This window comes from Aeromicrobium sp. (genome assembly GCF_037719875.1).
GTDB lineage: Bacteria > Actinomycetota > Actinomycetes > Propionibacteriales > Nocardioidaceae > Aeromicrobium.
On sequence record NZ_JBBJMJ010000016.1, the window covers coordinates 1 to 16,194 of the forward strand.

Genomic DNA, 16,194 nt, shown 5'->3' on the forward strand with positions numbered 1-16,194 from the left:
GGGACGCCTCGCCGGGAACTGAATGGCCCTGCCTCTGCGCACACTCACGCAGGAAAATGGGGCGGGTGCCGAGAACTGTTCCCGCCGTGACCAACCCCATTACCCTGCGCCGGGCCGAGCGCGCCGACGCCGAGGCGCTGCTGCGCCTCATCACGGCCCTGGCCGATTTCGAGAAACTGCCGCCGCCCGACGCCGAAGCGCGGGCGCTGGCCATGAAAGGTGCCGTGGCCGAGGCACAGGCGCTCGCCGACGAGGCCGCCAACCCATCCAACCCGGAGGATCCCCCACCAACATCCGCCTGCGGCCAGCAGAGGCTCAAGGCCGACGGGACGCCGTGGTCGTGCACCTTCGCCGAGGACTTCCGAGGGACGGAGCTGGACACGCAATCGTGGTCGGCGGTCAAGACATCGACGTCGAGATATTCCTACGGCGACTGCTTCCTCGGACAGGGCAGCAACCTTCGGGTGCTGGACGGAACATTGCGCCTGACGACCAAGAAGGAGGCCGCACCGTTCGCCTGCGACCACCCCGCCGGCCCATTCGAGACCGAGTACACGTCGGCCTCGGTCACCAGCCTCGGCAAGTTCTCGCAGACATACGGCCGGGTTGAGATCCGCGCGGCGATGCCGCAGACCCAGGGCCCGGGCCTGCAGTCTGCGCTGTGGTTGGTGCCGGACGAGCCCTGGTTCTACGGGGCCTGGCCGCACTCCGGCGAGATCGACATTGCGGAGTTCTTCTCACTGCACTCGGATCGGCTCATTCCGACCCTGCACTACGACTCATTGACGCCATTTCCCGAGCGCACCAACAACGAATGCCTGGTCTATCAGCCGACCAGCTTCCACACCTACACCTTGGAGTGGAGCGTGCAGAGGATCAAGATCTCGATCGACGGCACCACGTGCCTCGATCACCAGATCGCACCGGCCGCCCCGCTGCTCGGCAGCGCGCCGTTCAACCGCCCGTTCAACATCAACCTCACGCAGCTGCTTGGCTCGGGCACCAACAAGATGCCGGTTGGGGTGGATTTCGACGAGGCGACGCTCCAGGTGGACTACGTCCGCGTGTGGTCCTGAGCTGTTGTGAAGACGTCGCCTCCGTCAGCGTTGTCGTGTCGAGGCACACATCGCCCGTGGTCGGCGAACCACCGACGCAGCCCGTAGACTCGTGGGGTGAGTTTCTACCAGCGGGAGTGACGTCGAGCCTCGCTCCGTCGACCCCGCAACTCACCTGAACCCGAAAGTCACCCCATGCTCACCGTCTCCAATGTGGAGCTGCGCTTCGGCGCGCGCGTCCTGATGTCCGATGTCTCCTTCCGGATCGACAAGGGCGACAAGATCGGCCTGGTCGGCCGCAACGGCGCAGGCAAGACGACCCTCACCCGCATGCTGTCTGGCGACGGTGTCCCCGCGGACGGCTCGATCACGTGCACAGGCAAGGTCGGCTACCTGCCACAGGATCCCAAGTCGGGCGACCTCGCGACCACAGCCCGGGACCGTATCCTCGGGGCGCGCGGGCTCGACGAGGCGCTGACAGCGATGCGCAAGGCCGAGATCGACATGGGTTCACCTGATCCAGACATCGCCGAGAAGGCCATGAAGGCCTACACGCGCGCCGATGCAACATTCGGCGCCGGCGGTGGCTATGCCGCGGAGTCGGAGGCCGCGACGATCGCGAAGGCCCTCGGTCTGCCCGATCGAGTCCTCGAGCAGCCGCTGTCGACGCTCTCGGGTGGCCAGCGCCGTCGCATCGAGCTCGCACGCATCCTGTTCTCCGACGCCGACACGCTGCTGCTCGATGAGCCGACCAACCACCTCGATGCCGATTCGGTGGTGTGGCTGCGCGGATTCCTCAAGAGCTTCAGCGGCGGGCTCGTGATCATCAGTCACGACGTCGAGCTGATCGAGGAGACCGTCAACAAGGTCCTCTACCTCGATGCCAACCGCGCGACGATCGACATCTACAACATGGGCTGGAGGCAGTACGTCAAGCAGCGCGAGGCCGACGAGCACCGTCGCAAGCGCGAGCGGGCCATCGCGGTCAAGAAGGCCGACCAGCTGACGACGCAGGCCAATAAGTTCCGGGCCAAGGCCTCCAAGGCTGCCACCGCTCAGCAGATGCTGCGACGCGCGGAGCAGCTCGTGGCTGGTCTGGATGGCGAACGCGTCCAGGACAAGGTCGCGAACATCAAGTTCCCCAAGCCCGCCCCGTGCGGCAAGACCCCGCTGATGGCCGAGGGTCTCTCCAAGTCATACGGATCGCTCGAGATCTTCACCGACGTCGACCTGGCGATCGACAAGGGCAGCCGAGTCGTGGTGCTGGGGCTGAACGGTGCCGGCAAGACGACCCTGCTGCGCATCCTCGCGGGAACCCTGACTGCCGACACCGGCGAGATCATGCCGGGACATGGGCTCAAGATCGGCTACTTCGCGCAGGAGCACGAGACGCTCGACACTTCCCGAACGGTCCTGGAGAACATGCAGGCCACCGCGCCGCAGCTCACCGACACCGAGGCCCGCAGCGTGCTGGGATCGTTCCTTTTCAGCGGCGATGACACCTCCAAGCCGGCCGGAGTGCTCTCCGGTGGCGAGAAGACCCGACTGGCCCTCGCGAGCCTGATCGTGTCGAGCGCCAACGTGCTGATCCTCGACGAACCAACCAACAACCTGGACCCGGCCTCCCGCGCGGAGGTCCTGCGCGCCATCCGTACGTACGAGGGCGCGATCGTGCTGGTCTCGCACGACGAGGGTGCCGTGATGGCCCTGGAGCCCGACCGTGTGCTCCTGCTGCCGGACGGCGATGAAGACCTCTGGTCCGACGACTATGCCGATCTCGTCAGCCTGGCCTAGGTCGACTGAGCTGGCCCGGTTGCCGTCGCGAAGCCGTCGATCCGGGTGGGATTGCGGCGCTCCCTGGCCTCGGATCGGGCGAACCAGAAGTAGCCGACCACCGCCAGCAGCGCGAAGAACCACCACTGGAGCGCGTAGAAGAAGTGCGGGCCCTGGCCACGCTCCGGCGTGGGCTCCAGGGCGAGTCCCTTCGCCTCGGCCGGCTCCTCAGACCGCAGGTTGAGGTAGCCGTCAAGCAGTGGGGTCGGCACGGACGTGGCCATGCCGATACTGGAGATCGCCCGGATCTGCCCATCGGCCGGGCGTATGGCTTCACCCCCGGCGCCATTGTTCTTGCGCAGCCAGCCGACGACCGTGACCTCGCCGGCCGGGGGCTGGGGCACGTCGGGGCGTGCCATCGTGTTGCTGGTCTCCTGCCAGCCCCGGTTGACCAGGATTGCCTTGCCGGAGGTCAGCACGAACGGGGTGACGACGTCCACGCCGGGCGCGCCGTCGCGGGTCGTGAACTTCACCGTGACCTGGTGCTCCACGTCGTAGGTTCCGGTGGCTCGCACCCGGGTGAACTCGCTGTCGTCGTCGACCGTGCCACCGGGCCCGTGCGCGGCGGCCACGTCGACGGGATCGGCCTTGAGATGCGCCGTGATGATCTTGTTCTGGTCGAGACGGTGCTCGAGCCGGTCGAACTGCCACAGCCCGAGGCGGGTGCAGACGGCGGCGAGCAGGACGACGAAGATCGCAAATCCGATCCAGCGTCCGCTCAGCAAGAAGCGATACACAGGTAGACGGTAGTTGTGCGGGCCAACTGCCGCTCGACCGGGTTGTTTGCCCACACATAGGATGGACCTCATGCAGCTGATCGATCTTCACGGGCGGGTCGCCACAGACCTGCGCGTCTCGCTGACCGATCGCTGCAATCTCCGCTGTCAGTACTGCATGCCGGCCGAGGGCCTGGACTGGATGCCCACCGATGACACCCTCACCGACGACGAGCTCGTGCGCCTGATCGGGATCGGGGTGGAGCTTCTCGGCATCCGAGATGTGAGATTCACCGGGGGAGAGCCCTTGCTTCGCCGCAGCCTGCCCGAGCTCGTGGCGGCCACCAAGGCGCTGCCGTCCAACCCGCGCACGGCAATGACGTCCAACGGTCTGGGCCTCAAGCACACCGCCGGGGCCTTGGCCGCAGCCGGTCTCGACCGGGTCAACATCAGCCTCGACACGACGAACCCGGCGACCTTCGAGCAGATCACCCGCCGCAACCGGCTCCACGACGTGATCGACGGCCTGGCCGCGGCACGTGAAGCCGGCCTGGCGCCGGTCAAGGTCAACGCGGTTCTGCTGCGGGGGATCAATGATGCCGAGGCGCCCGATCTGCTGCGTTGGTGCATGACCAACGACTATGAGCTGCGCTTCATCGAGCAGATGCCGCTCGACGCCCAGCACGGGTGGAGCCGCGAGGCCATGGTCACTGCCGAGGAGACTCTGGCCCTGCTGGGTGAGCATTTCGAGCTCACCGGTCTGGACGGCCGCGGCTCGGCGCCGGCGGAGAAGTTCCTCGTCGACAACGGTCCGCACACCGTGGGCATCATCGGTTCGGTGACCCGCCCGTTCTGCGGCGACTGCAACCGCGTACGCCTGACGGCCGACGGCCAGATCCTCAACTGCCTGTTCGCCCGCGAGGAGTCCGACCTGCGAGCCGCGCTCCGCTCCGGAGCCTCCGATGACGACATCGCTCGCCGTTGGGTCGCGGCCATGACGACCAAGCTGCCCGGTCACGGCATCGACGACCCCAGCTTCCTGCAGTCCTCGCGACCGATGTCCTCGATCGGCGGCTGACTGAGCTCACTCGGCCGGGACGGTCTCTTTCCAGAAGTCACGCGCCGAGAGGAATGCCCGCAGCGACTCCTCGTGATCATCGCAGGCGAGCCAGATCTTGCGCCGCTCAGACGTATGGATCTTGGGGTTGTTCCAGAGCAGCTGGTGCTGGGCCTGCGCCGTGCAGCCCTTGGCCGAGCAGGTCAGGATGTCACTCACGGTCGAGGGGCGCCGACGTCGGCGCTTCGATCTGTCCGGCGGCCTCGGGACCGAACGGCGATGGTCCGACGCTCTTCTTGCGCACACCTGCGTTGGCGAGGATGACAGACGTGTAGGGCAGGAAGACCGCACCGACGAACAGCACCCAGCCGAAGTTGGACCACGGGTCGGGGACGGCAGTCAGCAAGATGACGCCGCCGACGAAGCACAGTGTGCGGATGCCCATCGAGATTGCATAGCGTCTTTCGCGGCGGCCGCGGTCCTCGCTCTGGGACTCCGCGGCAGACGTGATCGAGAAGACCTGCTGCTTTCGGGGTTCGTTGGGCACCCTTCCACTCTACGTCGCGGGTCGTTGCCTGCATGATGGACTCATGACCGATCGCACATATCGCATCACCGAGATCGTCGGCACGTCTCCGGACGGCGTCAGCGAGGCCATCGACAACGGCATCAAGCGCGCAGGCAAGACTTTGCGCCACCTGGACTGGTTCGAGGTCGAGGGCATCCGCGGGCAGATCACTGACACCAAGGTCTCGCACTATCAGGTGACGATGAAGCTGGGCTTCCGCCTCGAGGACGATGAATAGCTAGTCCGTCGACCTGAAACGGCGCAGCAGCGCGGCCGCGGCCGAGAGCACGATCACCAGACCGCCATAGACGTATGTCGTGGTGGCCAGGCCGATGTGGGGCGCAGCGATGCCGGCTGCGACCGCCGGGACGCCGAACGCCAGGTAGCTGACGACGAACACCGAGGCGAACAGCTCGGCGCGCTCGTGTGGCCCGACGACCGGGGTGATGGACCGCATGATGCCCAGGAACGAGGTGCCGAACCCCGCACCGCTCACCACGGCGGCCGCGATGAACGCCCACAGCGATCCGACGGCGAGTGCCGCGAGGGTCAGCAGCGTGCCGATCGCCAGCGCCGTCGTCCCGGCGATCGTGACGCGTCGCGCCGACTCGTGCCGCGCGAGGTAGCAGGCGAGCGCCCCGACCCCGGTCAGCGTCGTGACGACGAGTCCCTGCTCGACGTGGCGCGAGCCACCGAGCTCCTGCGCCACGATCGGCGCGCCCAGCGAGAGGTAGAGGCCTCCAGTGGCCCAGCCGGCGAAGAGAGCCGGTGCGCTGCGTAGGAACGGCCCGCGAGCCGCCTCAGGTACGCCCACACGTGGCGTCAACGACCGCAGCAATCCTTCGTGCCGCGGCGAGGTCTCCGGGAGCATCCACAGGGCCACCGCGACGATCAGGTAGGCCCCGGTCAGAGTGCCGAACACCGCCGGACGGGGCGCAGATGCGTGATCGAGCGCAATGCCGCCCGCCAATGCTCCCAGGGCGAGCCCAGCCAGCGGGGTGACGCTGTTGAACGTTGCCGCGGCTCCAGGTCTCCGCGGCGGCTCGAGGTCGACCACGGCAGCAGACAAGGACGACATCAGGAGCCCGGTCGCGAAGCCTTGCACGACCCGAGCCGCAACGAGCAGCGTGACGGAGTCTGCGTGCCAGAACACCAGCATGCTCGCCGCCAGCAGGGCGAAGCCGGTCGACATCACCGGGCGGCGACCTGCGTGGTCGGACAGCGAACCGGTGACCAGGAGGGTCAGGAGGAGCGCACCGGCATACACCGCGAAGATGCCGGTCAGGGTCGCCGACGAGAACCCGAGCTCCTGCTGGAGGACCGGATAGAACGGCGATGGAGCGCTCGCACCCGTCATCATGACGACAACTGCGCCCAGCGCGAGCACGAAGCCGCCGGTGGGGCCGCGGCGAGTGGTCTGCGGGGCATCCTGGGTGGCGGTCATGGTTCCTCGACGCGAATCGGTTCGAAAAGATTGGAACCTCAACGGTACGCGCGTCGCGACCTTGGTTCAAGTATTATCGAACCATGGCGACGTATGACCTGGAGCACCCCCAGATCGAGGACGTGGCGCTGACCGACGTCCTGTTCGCGCTGAGCGATCCGGCGCGGCTGGAGATCGTGCGCGAGGTTGCTGGCGGGCCGCTCGAGATGGCGGCCTGCGGGGCGACCAACCCGGGTCTGCCCAAGTCGACCAAGTCGCATCTGATGAAGGTGCTCCGCGAGGCCGGGATCGTCCGCAATGTGCCAAATGGCCGTGGACGGCTCGTGAGCTTGCGCAAGGACGACCTCGATGCGCGATTCCCAGGACTGCTCGACTCGGTGCTGCGTTAGCCCATCCGGGACACCCGCGAGGCCTGTCCGAGGCGCGGTCTAGGTTGGAGACGACAGGTGCGACTGCCGGTTCATACTGTTATTGCAGTCCGTTTATCGCCCGTGGGCCTTGACCATGTCGGGCTCTCGGCATAGACTCGAACATACGTTCGAGGGGGAATTTCACATGACTGCACCCGCAGGTGTCATCGACATCGTGCACGGCTGCGCCACCGCTTTCCCTGAGCTGGTCGAGGCGCCGTTGTGGGCGCTGACCGACGATCAGGTCGCGACGCTCATGGGCCAGGTCCAGGTCGCTCGGTCCGGCCTCGAGGAACTGGAGTCGCGGCTGATCCGGCTTGCCGAGGAGCGCGAGATCCCACGGGCCGCGGGTGCTGCGTCCACGACCGCATGGGTCAGTCAGGTGTCAGGTCTGTCCAAGCCGGCCGCCGCCCGGATCGTCTCGACTGCACGGATGATCGATGAGTCGTGCGATCCGACCCGCCGTGCGTGGGCCTCGGGCGAGCTGACCAGCGAGCACGTGCGGGTCATCTGCGCCGCACTGGACAAGCTGCCCGACTGGTTCGGCCTGGAGGAGCGGATGGCGGCCCAGATACAGCTGATCGGCCTTGCCGGCGGCCTCGACCTCGACGGGCTGAGGAAGGCCGCCCATCATGCGGTCGAGGTGATTGATCCTGACGGCGCCGATGAGTTGCTCGGCGAGCAGTTGTTACGGGAGGAGGCGCGGGCGTGGGACGCGACTCGCCTGGAGATGCGTCGTCGAGGTGACGGCACGACTCGAGGGACCTTCGTGATGCCCGACGCGGACGTCGACATCCTGCGTGCCGCGGTCGAAGGTCTGGCTGCACCCCGCCGCAAGCGGTTCACCGCCCAGCGCCACGGCCTGTCGGTCGACGATGTGATGTCACTCCCGCATGTCCAGCGCCTTGGACTGGCGCTCGTCGAGCTGGTCAACCACCTGCCGGCCGACTCGTTGCCACAGCACGGGGGACTGGCGGCCACGGTCGCTGTCACAGTCCCGATCGATGTCATGCGCTCGGGGTTTGGCACGGGTCGGACCACTGGCGGCACCGAGATATCGGGCCGCCGGGCCCAACGCCTGGCATGCAACGCCACACTCGTCGCGCTCTACCTCGACAGCGAGTCCAAGGCCCTGGATCTGGGCACCAGCAAACGCCTCTACGACCGCCACCAGCGGCTCGTCCTCGCGATCCGCGATCAGGGCTGCTGCTGGGCAGGCTGTGACCGGCCGCCGTCCTTCTGCGAAGCCCATCACCTCAACTTCTGGTCCGAGGACGGACCCACCGATCTGGACAACGCTGCGTTGTTCTGCTTCTTTCATCACCACCTGCTCCACGAGGGTGATTGGCAGGCACGCATGGCCGGCGACGGTGTCGTCGAGGTCATCCCGCCTGCCCGGGTCGACCCCGAACGCATCCCACGACGCCACGCCAGATTCACGCAGCTCAGCCCCAGAGCAGCCTGAGATCGCCGGGAGGAAGAATGCCTGGCTTCACCGATCCGTGTCGCCCCCACGTCGGGCAGCGGAAAGTTGTCTAGTCCGCAGCGTCGGCGGCTTCGACCTCTTCGCGGGTGATCCCGAGCAGGTAGATGATCGCGTCGAGATAGGGAACGTTGACCGACGTCCTCGCCTGGTCGCGGACCAGCGGCTTGGCGTTGAACGCGATGCCCAGGCCCGCCGCGGCCAGCATGTCCAGGTCATTGGCGCCGTCACCGATCGCGACGGTGTTCTTGATCGGTATGCGGGCCTGCTCGGCGAAGTGGCGCAGCGCCTCGGCCTTGCCCGCCCGGTCGACGATGTCTCCGAGAATGCGCCCCGTGAGCCGGCCGTCCACGACCTCCAGCTCGTTGGCCGCGAAGTAGTCGATGTCGAGCTCCTCGGCGATTCTCTCGATGATGCGGGTGAATCCGCCGCTGACCAACGCGAATCGGTAGCCGAGTCGTTTGAGCGTACGGATCATGGTCCGCGCACCCGGCGCGTAGGCCAACGAGTCGTAGACATCGTCGAGGACAGACTCCTCGAGGCCGGCCAACAGTGCGACGCGGGAGATCAGCGACTCGGAGAAATCAACCTCCCCTCGCATCGCCGACTCGGTGACCGCCGCGACCTCGCCCTCACAACCCGCGTGGGCGGCGATCATCTCGATCACCTCACCCTGGATCAGGGTGGAGTCGACGTCCATCACGACGAGGCGCTGAGCGTGACGCAGGATGCCGTTCTCCTGCACGGCGACGTCGACCCCCTGCTCGTACGCCACCGCGGCCAGGTCGGACTGCAGCTGGTCGGGATCGGCGCCGGAGACCTCCATCCGGATCGCGGTGACCGGATAGCGGGCCATCCGCACGATGCGGTCGATGTTGCCGCCGTCATCCTTGATCTGCTGCGCCAAAGCTGCCATCGCACCCGGCCGCAGGGGAGCCCCGAGGACGACGACCTGTGCGCGGCCCACCCGGCGGGGCCGGTTGTCGCCCGTGCCGTGCTCGACCGAGACCTCGAGGCCGAACGTCGCGCCGACCGCGTGCACGGTGTGCTCGAGTCCCGAAGGATCGGCCGGGACGGTCAGCAGGGCGCTGAGCATCAGCCGCCCTCGCACGACGAGCTGCTCGACGTCGATCACCTCGACGCCGAACTGCGCGATGTCGGCGAACAGGCGCGTCGTCACGCCGCTCTGGTCGGGGCCGGTCAGGGTCACCAGCACGGTCGGATCGGTGAAGTGCAGGGTTGGCACGGGATCAGTCATCGCACCCGAGGCTATCGCTGACGCGCTTCGTCTTCGCGATAGGTTGACACCACGGCCACCGACGACCACTTGGAGTATGCATGACTGCGGCTTTCGAGCTCTCGAAAGTGAGTGTCGTACGCCCCGGCAAGATCCTGCTGGAAAACATCAGCTGGACCGTCGAGGAGGGGGAGCGATGGGTCGTCCTCGGCCCCAACGGCGCCGGCAAGACGACGCTGATGCAGATCATCAGCGCGACCCTGCACCCGTCCAAGGGCAAGGTCCGGCTCCTCGGCAGCAAGCTCGGCAGGGTCGACATGTTCGAGCTGCGCACCCGCATCGGCCACACGAGCACCACTGTCGCCGATCGGATCCCGGCGTCCGAGTCGGTGAGCAACACCATCGTGTCGGCTGCGCACGCCGTACTGGGCCGCTGGCAGGAGCAGTACGACGACGAGGACCACGTCCGAGCGAATCAGATGATGGGCGAGATGGGCATCGCCGCGCTGGCCGACCGTACGTTCGGGACGCTCTCCGAGGGTGAGCGCAAGCGCGTGCTGATCGCGCGAGCCCTGATGCCCGATCCCGAGCTCCTGCTGCTCGACGAGCCCGCTGCGGGGCTGGATCTTGGCGCCCGCGAGGACCTGATGGGCAGCCTCGAAGTGCTCTCCAGCGCCCCCGGCGCGCCGGTCCTGGTCATGGTGTCGCACCACGTCGAGGAGATCCCGGTCGGATTCACCCATGTCCTGCTGCTGCGTGGTGGCAAGGTGGTCGCACAGGGCCCACTCGAGTCCACACTGACCAGCGAGACTCTCAGCAAGACGTTCGGTGCGCGCATCCAGCTCCAGCGTGAGGCTGGACGCTACGCCGCTCGCCGGGCAGCATACGGACATCGGGCCGACAACACAGGGGAGAGCGCATGATCGACTGGATCCAAGAGCACGCATGGGCGGCCTGGCTTGGTCTGGCGGTCTTCCTCGCAGTCGTCGAGATGTTCAGCCTCGACCTCGTGCTGTTGATGTTCGCGATCGCCGCAGTTGCCGCCGGCGTGGCCTCCGGCCTGGGCGCGCCGGTGTGGGTATGCATCCCGATCTTCGCCCTGGTGTCCTTGGGCCTGCTTTTCCTCGTCCGACCTCAGCTGGTCGCGAAGCTGCACGCCGGCCCGACACTGACGACGGGCCACGATGCACTCCTTGGCAGGTCAGCCATCGTCGTCGAGCCTGTCGACAAGCGAAACGGCCGGGTTCAGCTCGCCGGTGAGTTGTGGTCCGCCCGCGCCGCCGACGACACCGTCGCGTACGACACAGGAACCGAAGTCCTCGTCACCCGGATCGACGGCGCCACTGCTGTCGTCACCACCAAGGAGTCATGATGTCCGCAGCACTAATCGTCCTCGTTGCGCTCGCGGTCCTCGCGATCGTGGTCGTGTCGATGACGGTCAAGATCGTCCCGCAGGCTCGTGCCGGCATCGTCGAGCGGTTCGGCAAGTATCGCACCACGCTGTCGGCCGGCCTCAACATCGTCATGCCGTTCATCGACAAGGTGCGCTATGTCATCGACCTGCGTGAGCAGGTCGTCTCGTTCCCGCCGCAGCCGGTCATCACCGAGGACAACCTGGTGGTCTCGATCGACACCGTGATCTATTTCCAGGTCACCGACCCGGTCGCTGCGACCTATGAGATCGCCAACTACATCCAGGCCATCGAGCAGCTCACCATGACGACGCTGCGCAACATCACCGGTGGCATGAGCCTCGAGCACGCGCTGACCAGCCGCGACCAGATCAACTCCGGTCTTCGGGGCGAGCTGGACAGCGCGACCGGCAAGTGGGGCATCCGCGTCAACCGCGTCGAGCTCAAGGGCATCGATCCGCCGCCTTCGATCATCGACGCGATGGAGCAGCAGATGCGTGCCGAGCGCAACAAGCGCGCCGCGATCCTCACCGCCGAGGGCGAGCGCCAGTCGGCGATCCTGACCGCGGAAGGGCAGAAGCAGTCCGCGATCCTCACGGCCGAGGGTGAGCGCCAAGCGCAGATCCTGACCGCCCAGGCTGATCGTCAGGCACAGATCCTGCGGGCCCAGGGTGAGGCGCAAGCCATCCAGACCGTCTTCCAGGCGATCCACGACGGCAATCCCGACCAGAAGCTGCTGTCCTACCAGTACCTCCAGATGCTGCCGAAGATCGCCGAGGGCGACAACGCCACGACGTGGATCATCCCGGCCGAGCTCACCAAGGCGCTCGGTACGCTCGGCGGCACGGTCGGCAAGATCCCGGTCGACGGTGGGGGCAGCAAGTCCCGCGTCGACTTCGATGCGCCGATCGAGGATGACGCACCCGACGAGCAGGCCACGGCTGACGCCGTGCAGGAGGCTCTCGACGCGGCGAAGGCGGCTGAGGCTCCTGTCGGTCAGAGCTTGAGCAGCACGTCAGCAGCGCCGCCCGCGGCGCCAGAGACCGGCACGCCCGAGCCCCCGGAGGCCCCGCCTCAGTCCTGACCGGACTGACGGGCTACGTGCGGGGAGTCCCTAGGACTCCTCGGACGCCTCTTCGACAGTCAGCTCGGCGGCCGGATCGGCTTCCAGGCGCTCGTCCGGGATCGGGTCGCCGCTGCGTACCGACTTTCCGTATGTGCCGTCGTCGACCCGCTGGCGTGCCGCTTCGAGAGCTTCGAGGCGGCGCTCGAAGTTGTCGACCAGCGCGTCATCGAGACCCCCGGCGGTCAGTTGCTGCGCGCCGTCGGAGGACTCCGGCTGGTCGTCGCGTGTCTCATCCTGCTGCCCGGCGGAGGTGGCGGAGGTCAGCAGCTCCTGGACCCGCTCGGTCTCGGCCTGCAGCAGCTCGCGTGCTCGTTGGTCGTCCATGATGCGGTCCTCGGTTCTGGGTAGGGTGGGCGCCGTGGTGGCTCAGTGAGCGTACGTGCCGTGCATGATGGCTCGGCCGAGGGTCTTGAAGGCCAGGTTGAAGCCGACCACGGCGGGCGAGGTGGACCCGTCCACTCCGAGCGACTCCTCACCGACCGCATGCACGACGAAGAAGTAGCGGTGGACCTGATCGCCCTCAGGGGGAGCGGCGCCCATGAAACCCGATCCGCCGCCGTCGTTGCGCACGTGGAAGGCATCGCCGGGAAGCGTGTCGTCGGAGGCGCCGGCCCCGGTGGCGAGCTCGGTGACATCAGCCGGGATGTCGACCGCGACCCAGTGCCAGAATCCGGACACGACCGGTGCATCCGGGTCGAAGCACGTCACGACGTACGACTTGGTCCCTTCAGGGGCTCCTGACCACGACAGGTGGGGGGAGGTGTCGCCGAACTCGTTGACCTGGTTGTCGCTGAGCGGCAGCCCGTCGGTCACGTCGGTGCTCGTGACCGAGAACGAAGCAGTCGAGGGGAGCAGTGGATACGGATCGGGTGTCACAGATCGGTCGAGGCTCATGCTCGTTAGGCTAGCCCGGTGGCCGAGATCGTACGACTTGATGACCTCGAGGATCCCCGCCTCCGCGACTACGTCGACCTACGTGATGTGCAGCTGAGGTTGCGGCTCGAGACGGACCGTGGACTGTTCCTCGCCGAAGGCGAGAAGGTCGTACGCCGGGCGATCGAGTCGGGACACCGCGCACGCTCGTTTCTCATGTCGCCGCGCTGGCTCGACCGTCTGGCGGATCTGCTCGAGGGCAGCGATGCGCCCTGCTTCGTGCTCGACGATGCGTCGATCGAACGGCTGACCGGCTTCCACGTGCACCGAGGCGCGTTGGCGGCCGTCGATCGCCCAGAGCTGGCGTCGCCGCGCAGTGTGCTGGCCGGCGCACGTCGCGTCGTCGTGGTCGAGGATCTCGTGGACCACACCAATGTCGGGGCAACATTTCGAGCCGTCGCAGCGCTGGGCTTCGACGCCGTCCTGCTGTCGCCCCGGTGCGCCGATCCGCTCTATCGGCGTGCGATCAAGGTCTCGATGGGGTCGGTTTTCTGGTTGCCCTACGCGAGGGTCGACGACTGGTACTCGGCGCCGGAGCTGCTCCGCGAAGCAGGTTTCACGACATACGCGATGACGCTCTCGGAGGACTCGGTGGCGATCGACTCCGTCCCGCATGACGTCGACCGGCTGGCGTTGGTCGTGGGTTCGGAGGGGCACGGACTGAGCCCGCACTGGGAGAAATCAGCCGACCATCGCGTGACGATCCCGATGTCCGCTGACATCGACTCCCTCAACGTCGCCTCGGCGGTGGCGGTGGCGTGCTGGGAGCTGCGAGCCAGATAGCGCAGTCGTCTCCAGGACGAACAGCGGCGGCCTCAGCGCTCGATGACGGGCTCGTCGATGAGGATCGTGACGGGCCAGTCGTCGGGATAGTCCTCGGCGAGATCCTGGTGCTGCTTGTAGAGCTTCTTGCGCGACCGCTCCGGCACCCGGTCACCGAACACCGTCCCGAACAAGTGGTCGGTCTCATGCTGCAGGCAACGTGAGAGCAGCCCGGAGCCGATGAACTCGACCGGCGCTCCGGTGTGGTCGACACCCGTCACATGGGCCTGGTCGGGGCGGGCACAGCCGGTGAACGCTCCCGGAAGTGACAGGCAACCCTCGTCCTCTTCCTCGAGGTTGCGGGCCTTGCCCTCGGGCAGGTGCAGGACCGGGTTGCACACGACGCCCGTGGTCTGCACGTTGTCGTCGTCGGGGCAGTCGAAGACGAACACCTTGAGATCGATGCCCACCTGGTTTGCTGCCAGGCCGACGCCCTTCGCGGCATACATCGTCGCCACCATGTCCTTGACCAAGGTCTCGAGATCATCGTCGAACACCGTGATGGTCTCGAGCTCACGATGCATGACGGGTGTGCCCCAACGGGTGATGGGTCGCACGGAACCACCACTTGGCAGGGGTCGGGACTGTGAAGCGGGCACGGGCTCTGGGCTCCTTCGCTCAGGACTGGACAAGGTTATCCAGAGACGCGAGACCGCCAGCTACTGGTCCAGCGATGTGAGTTCGGATACCCTGAGTATCTCAAAGTGCAACTCGCAGTTACAGTGAGTCCACGGTTGGCCCTCAGTCCAACCCGAAACGTCTAGGAGTTCTGGTGGCCAGTCGTCGAGATCCCATGGGCATCGGCCTGGCGGTGCTCAATCGCATCGCCAGCTCGCCGACCATCGACAAGCTCAAGCTGCGCAAGACGACCGAGTCGGCGGTCTACCAGGGCGCCAAGAGTGGTTTCCGTGTTGCCGGCGCGACCGGCCGCGTGTTCAAGCGGGTCAAGGGCTCGGGCAAGCCTGCCCGCCTGGCTCGTACGTCCGACAGCGGCGTCTTCGACCTCGACCCGACCGACGACCAGCAGATGATCGTCGGCCTCATCAAGGAATTCGCGACCGAGGTGCTGCGACCCGGCGCCGAGGCGGCAGAGGATGCCAATGACACGCCCAAAGAGGTGCTCGCGCAGACCAGCGAGTTCGGCCTGACGCTCCTCAACATCCCTGAGAGCCTCGGCGGACTGTCCGAGGACCGCTCGGCGGTCACCGGCGTCCTCGTCGCCGAGGCGCTCGCAGAGGGCGACATGGGCCAAGCCGTCGCGTGCCTCGCACCGGCTGCGGTCGCCACGGCGATCTCGTTGTGGGGATCGGACGCCCAGCAGCAGACCTATCTCCCCGCCTTCGCCGGCGACGACATCCCGGCGGCTGCACTGGCCGTCGCCGAGCCGCGGGCGCTGTTCGACCCGTTCGAGCTCAGGACCACCGCTGTGAAGACCGACTCGGGCTATCGCCTCAACGGAGTCAAGTCGGCCGTCGTGCGCGGCAGCGAGGCCGAGCTGTTCGTCGTGGCCGTCGACCTCGAGGGCAGCGGACCGACGCTCGTGGTCCTCGAGTCGAGCGCCGAGGGGGTGGCGATCGAGGCCGACCCCAGCATGGGGTTGCGCGCGGCGGGCCTGAGCCGTCTCGTGCTGACCGACGTCGACGTCCCGGCCGACGCGATCCTCGGCGAGGGCTCGGCCGATGACTACCGCGAGTGCATCCGCCTCTCGCGCCTGGCATGGGCAGGTCTCGCAATCGGCACGGGCAAGGCCGTGCTTGACTACGTCAAGGACTACGTCAAGACCCGCAGCGCCTTCGGCGAGCCGATCGCGCACCGGCAGGCCGTGGCCTTCATGGTGGCCAACATCGCGATCGAGCTCGAGGGCATGCGTCTGGTGACCCTCAAGGCCGCCTCGCGTGCCGAGCAGGGACTCGACTTCTCCCGTGAGGTCGCTCTCGCCCGGCGCCTCACTGCGGAGTACGGCATGAAGATCGGCACCGACGGCGTCCAGCTGCTCGGTGGTCACGGCTTCGTCAAGGAGCACCCGGTCGAACGGTGGTACCGCGACCTGCGGGCCATCGGCCTGATGGAAGGAGCAGTCCTCGTCTGAGGGCGAAAC

General features: G+C 67.0%; 19 protein-coding genes. 11 read left to right on the forward strand and 8 right to left on the reverse strand.

What is annotated here, in order from left to right:
- The first annotated feature begins 86 nt into the window (after positions 1–86).
- Positions 87–1,076 (forward strand): glycoside hydrolase family 16 protein, encoded by a 990-nt coding sequence (locus WKF39_RS13425; RefSeq protein ID WP_340389234.1) that lies wholly within the window; start codon positions 87–89, stop codon positions 1,074–1,076.
- A gap of 174 nt (positions 1,077–1,250) precedes the next feature.
- Positions 1,251–2,849: an ABC-F family ATP-binding cassette domain-containing protein gene (locus tag WKF39_RS13430; RefSeq protein WP_340389236.1), complete on the forward strand. Its 1,599-nt coding sequence runs from the start codon at positions 1,251–1,253 to the stop codon at positions 2,847–2,849.
- Here the strand turns inward: WKF39_RS13430 and WKF39_RS13435 are convergent.
- Entirely contained in the window at positions 2,846–3,625 is a 780-nt protein-coding gene (locus WKF39_RS13435) for an SURF1 family protein (protein ID WP_340389238.1), read from the reverse strand. The two genes, WKF39_RS13430 and WKF39_RS13435, sit on opposite strands and share 4 nt — an antisense overlap.
- 70 nt (positions 3,626–3,695) lie before the next feature.
- Between WKF39_RS13435 and moaA the strand changes: the two genes are divergently transcribed.
- Positions 3,696–4,682: a GTP 3',8-cyclase MoaA gene (gene moaA, locus WKF39_RS13440; RefSeq protein ID WP_340389240.1), complete on the forward strand. Its 987-nt coding sequence runs from the start codon at positions 3,696–3,698 to the stop codon at positions 4,680–4,682.
- Positions 4,683–4,688: 6 nt separating this feature from the next.
- On the opposite strand, the gene WKF39_RS13445 is transcribed toward moaA, so the two are convergent.
- Complete coding sequence (locus tag WKF39_RS13445; RefSeq protein WP_340389242.1) at positions 4,689–4,880, reverse strand: acetone carboxylase; 192 nt, start codon at positions 4,878–4,880, stop codon at positions 4,689–4,691.
- The gene (locus WKF39_RS13450; RefSeq protein ID WP_340389244.1) at positions 4,873–5,208 is read right to left on the reverse strand and encodes a DUF3099 domain-containing protein; all 336 of its coding nucleotides are present in this window, start codon (positions 5,206–5,208) and stop codon (positions 4,873–4,875) included. Before WKF39_RS13450 ends, WKF39_RS13445 begins: the two co-directional genes overlap by 8 nt.
- 43 nt (positions 5,209–5,251) lie before the next feature.
- On the opposite strand from WKF39_RS13450, the gene WKF39_RS13455 reads away from it, so the two are divergent.
- On the forward strand, positions 5,252–5,467 hold the full coding sequence (locus WKF39_RS13455) for a dodecin (protein ID WP_340389246.1): 216 nt from the start codon (positions 5,252–5,254) through the stop codon (positions 5,465–5,467).
- Here the strand turns inward: WKF39_RS13455 and WKF39_RS13460 are convergent, their stop codons facing one another.
- Positions 5,468–6,673, reverse strand: a complete 1,206-nt coding sequence (locus WKF39_RS13460) for an MFS transporter (protein ID WP_340389247.1) — start codon at positions 6,671–6,673, stop codon at positions 5,468–5,470.
- An 83-nt stretch (positions 6,674–6,756) separates the two neighbouring features.
- Here WKF39_RS13460 and WKF39_RS13465 point away from each other — a divergent pair, with 83 nt between their 5' ends.
- Both WKF39_RS13465 and WKF39_RS13470 read left to right on the forward strand, forming a co-directional pair.
- A complete protein-coding gene (locus WKF39_RS13465) occupies positions 6,757–7,062 on the forward strand; it encodes a transcriptional regulator (protein ID WP_340389249.1) in 306 nt (101 codons plus the stop codon).
- Positions 7,063–7,228: 166 nt separating this feature from the next.
- Entirely contained in the window at positions 7,229–8,548 is a 1,320-nt protein-coding gene (locus tag WKF39_RS13470) for a DUF222 domain-containing protein (protein ID WP_340389251.1), read from the forward strand.
- Positions 8,549–8,618: 70 nt separating this feature from the next.
- On the opposite strand, the gene serB is transcribed toward WKF39_RS13470, so the two are convergent.
- The gene (serB, locus tag WKF39_RS13475; protein WP_340389253.1) at positions 8,619–9,824 is read right to left on the reverse strand and encodes a phosphoserine phosphatase SerB; all 1,206 of its coding nucleotides are present in this window, start codon (positions 9,822–9,824) and stop codon (positions 8,619–8,621) included.
- An 80-nt stretch (positions 9,825–9,904) separates the two neighbouring features.
- On the opposite strand from serB, the gene WKF39_RS13480 reads away from it, so the two are divergent.
- From WKF39_RS13480 to WKF39_RS13490, 3 genes are read left to right on the forward strand one after another with little or no spacing between them, the layout of a single operon-like run.
- Positions 9,905–10,726 (forward strand): ABC transporter ATP-binding protein, encoded by an 822-nt coding sequence (locus WKF39_RS13480; protein ID WP_340389255.1) that lies wholly within the window; start codon positions 9,905–9,907, stop codon positions 10,724–10,726.
- Positions 10,723–11,175, forward strand: coding sequence for an NfeD family protein (locus WKF39_RS13485; RefSeq protein WP_340389257.1), 453 nt, complete (start codon positions 10,723–10,725; stop codon positions 11,173–11,175). Before WKF39_RS13480 ends, WKF39_RS13485 begins: the two co-directional genes overlap by 4 nt.
- Positions 11,175–12,299 (forward strand): SPFH domain-containing protein, encoded by a 1,125-nt coding sequence (locus WKF39_RS13490; RefSeq protein WP_340389259.1) that lies wholly within the window; start codon positions 11,175–11,177, stop codon positions 12,297–12,299. Before WKF39_RS13485 ends, WKF39_RS13490 begins: the two co-directional genes overlap by 1 nt.
- A gap of 30 nt (positions 12,300–12,329) precedes the next feature.
- On the opposite strand, the gene WKF39_RS13495 is transcribed toward WKF39_RS13490, so the two are convergent.
- Positions 12,330–12,665: a hypothetical protein gene (locus WKF39_RS13495; protein WP_340389261.1), complete on the reverse strand. Its 336-nt coding sequence runs from the start codon at positions 12,663–12,665 to the stop codon at positions 12,330–12,332.
- A 42-nt stretch (positions 12,666–12,707) separates the two neighbouring features.
- On the reverse strand, positions 12,708–13,235 hold the full coding sequence (locus tag WKF39_RS13500; protein ID WP_340389263.1) for a YbhB/YbcL family Raf kinase inhibitor-like protein: 528 nt from the start codon (positions 13,233–13,235) through the stop codon (positions 12,708–12,710).
- 18 nt (positions 13,236–13,253) lie between these two features.
- Between WKF39_RS13500 and WKF39_RS13505 the strand changes: the two genes are divergently transcribed.
- On the forward strand, positions 13,254–14,057 hold the full coding sequence (locus WKF39_RS13505; protein ID WP_340389265.1) for an RNA methyltransferase: 804 nt from the start codon (positions 13,254–13,256) through the stop codon (positions 14,055–14,057).
- A 32-nt stretch (positions 14,058–14,089) separates the two neighbouring features.
- On the opposite strand, the gene def is transcribed toward WKF39_RS13505, so the two are convergent.
- Complete coding sequence (gene def / locus WKF39_RS13510) at positions 14,090–14,653, reverse strand: peptide deformylase (RefSeq protein WP_340389267.1); 564 nt, start codon at positions 14,651–14,653, stop codon at positions 14,090–14,092.
- 215 nt (positions 14,654–14,868) lie between these two features.
- Between def and WKF39_RS13515 the strand changes: the two genes are divergently transcribed.
- The gene (locus WKF39_RS13515; protein WP_340389269.1) at positions 14,869–16,185 is read left to right on the forward strand and encodes an acyl-CoA dehydrogenase family protein; all 1,317 of its coding nucleotides are present in this window, start codon (positions 14,869–14,871) and stop codon (positions 16,183–16,185) included.
- Positions 16,186–16,194 lie beyond the last annotated feature (9 nt).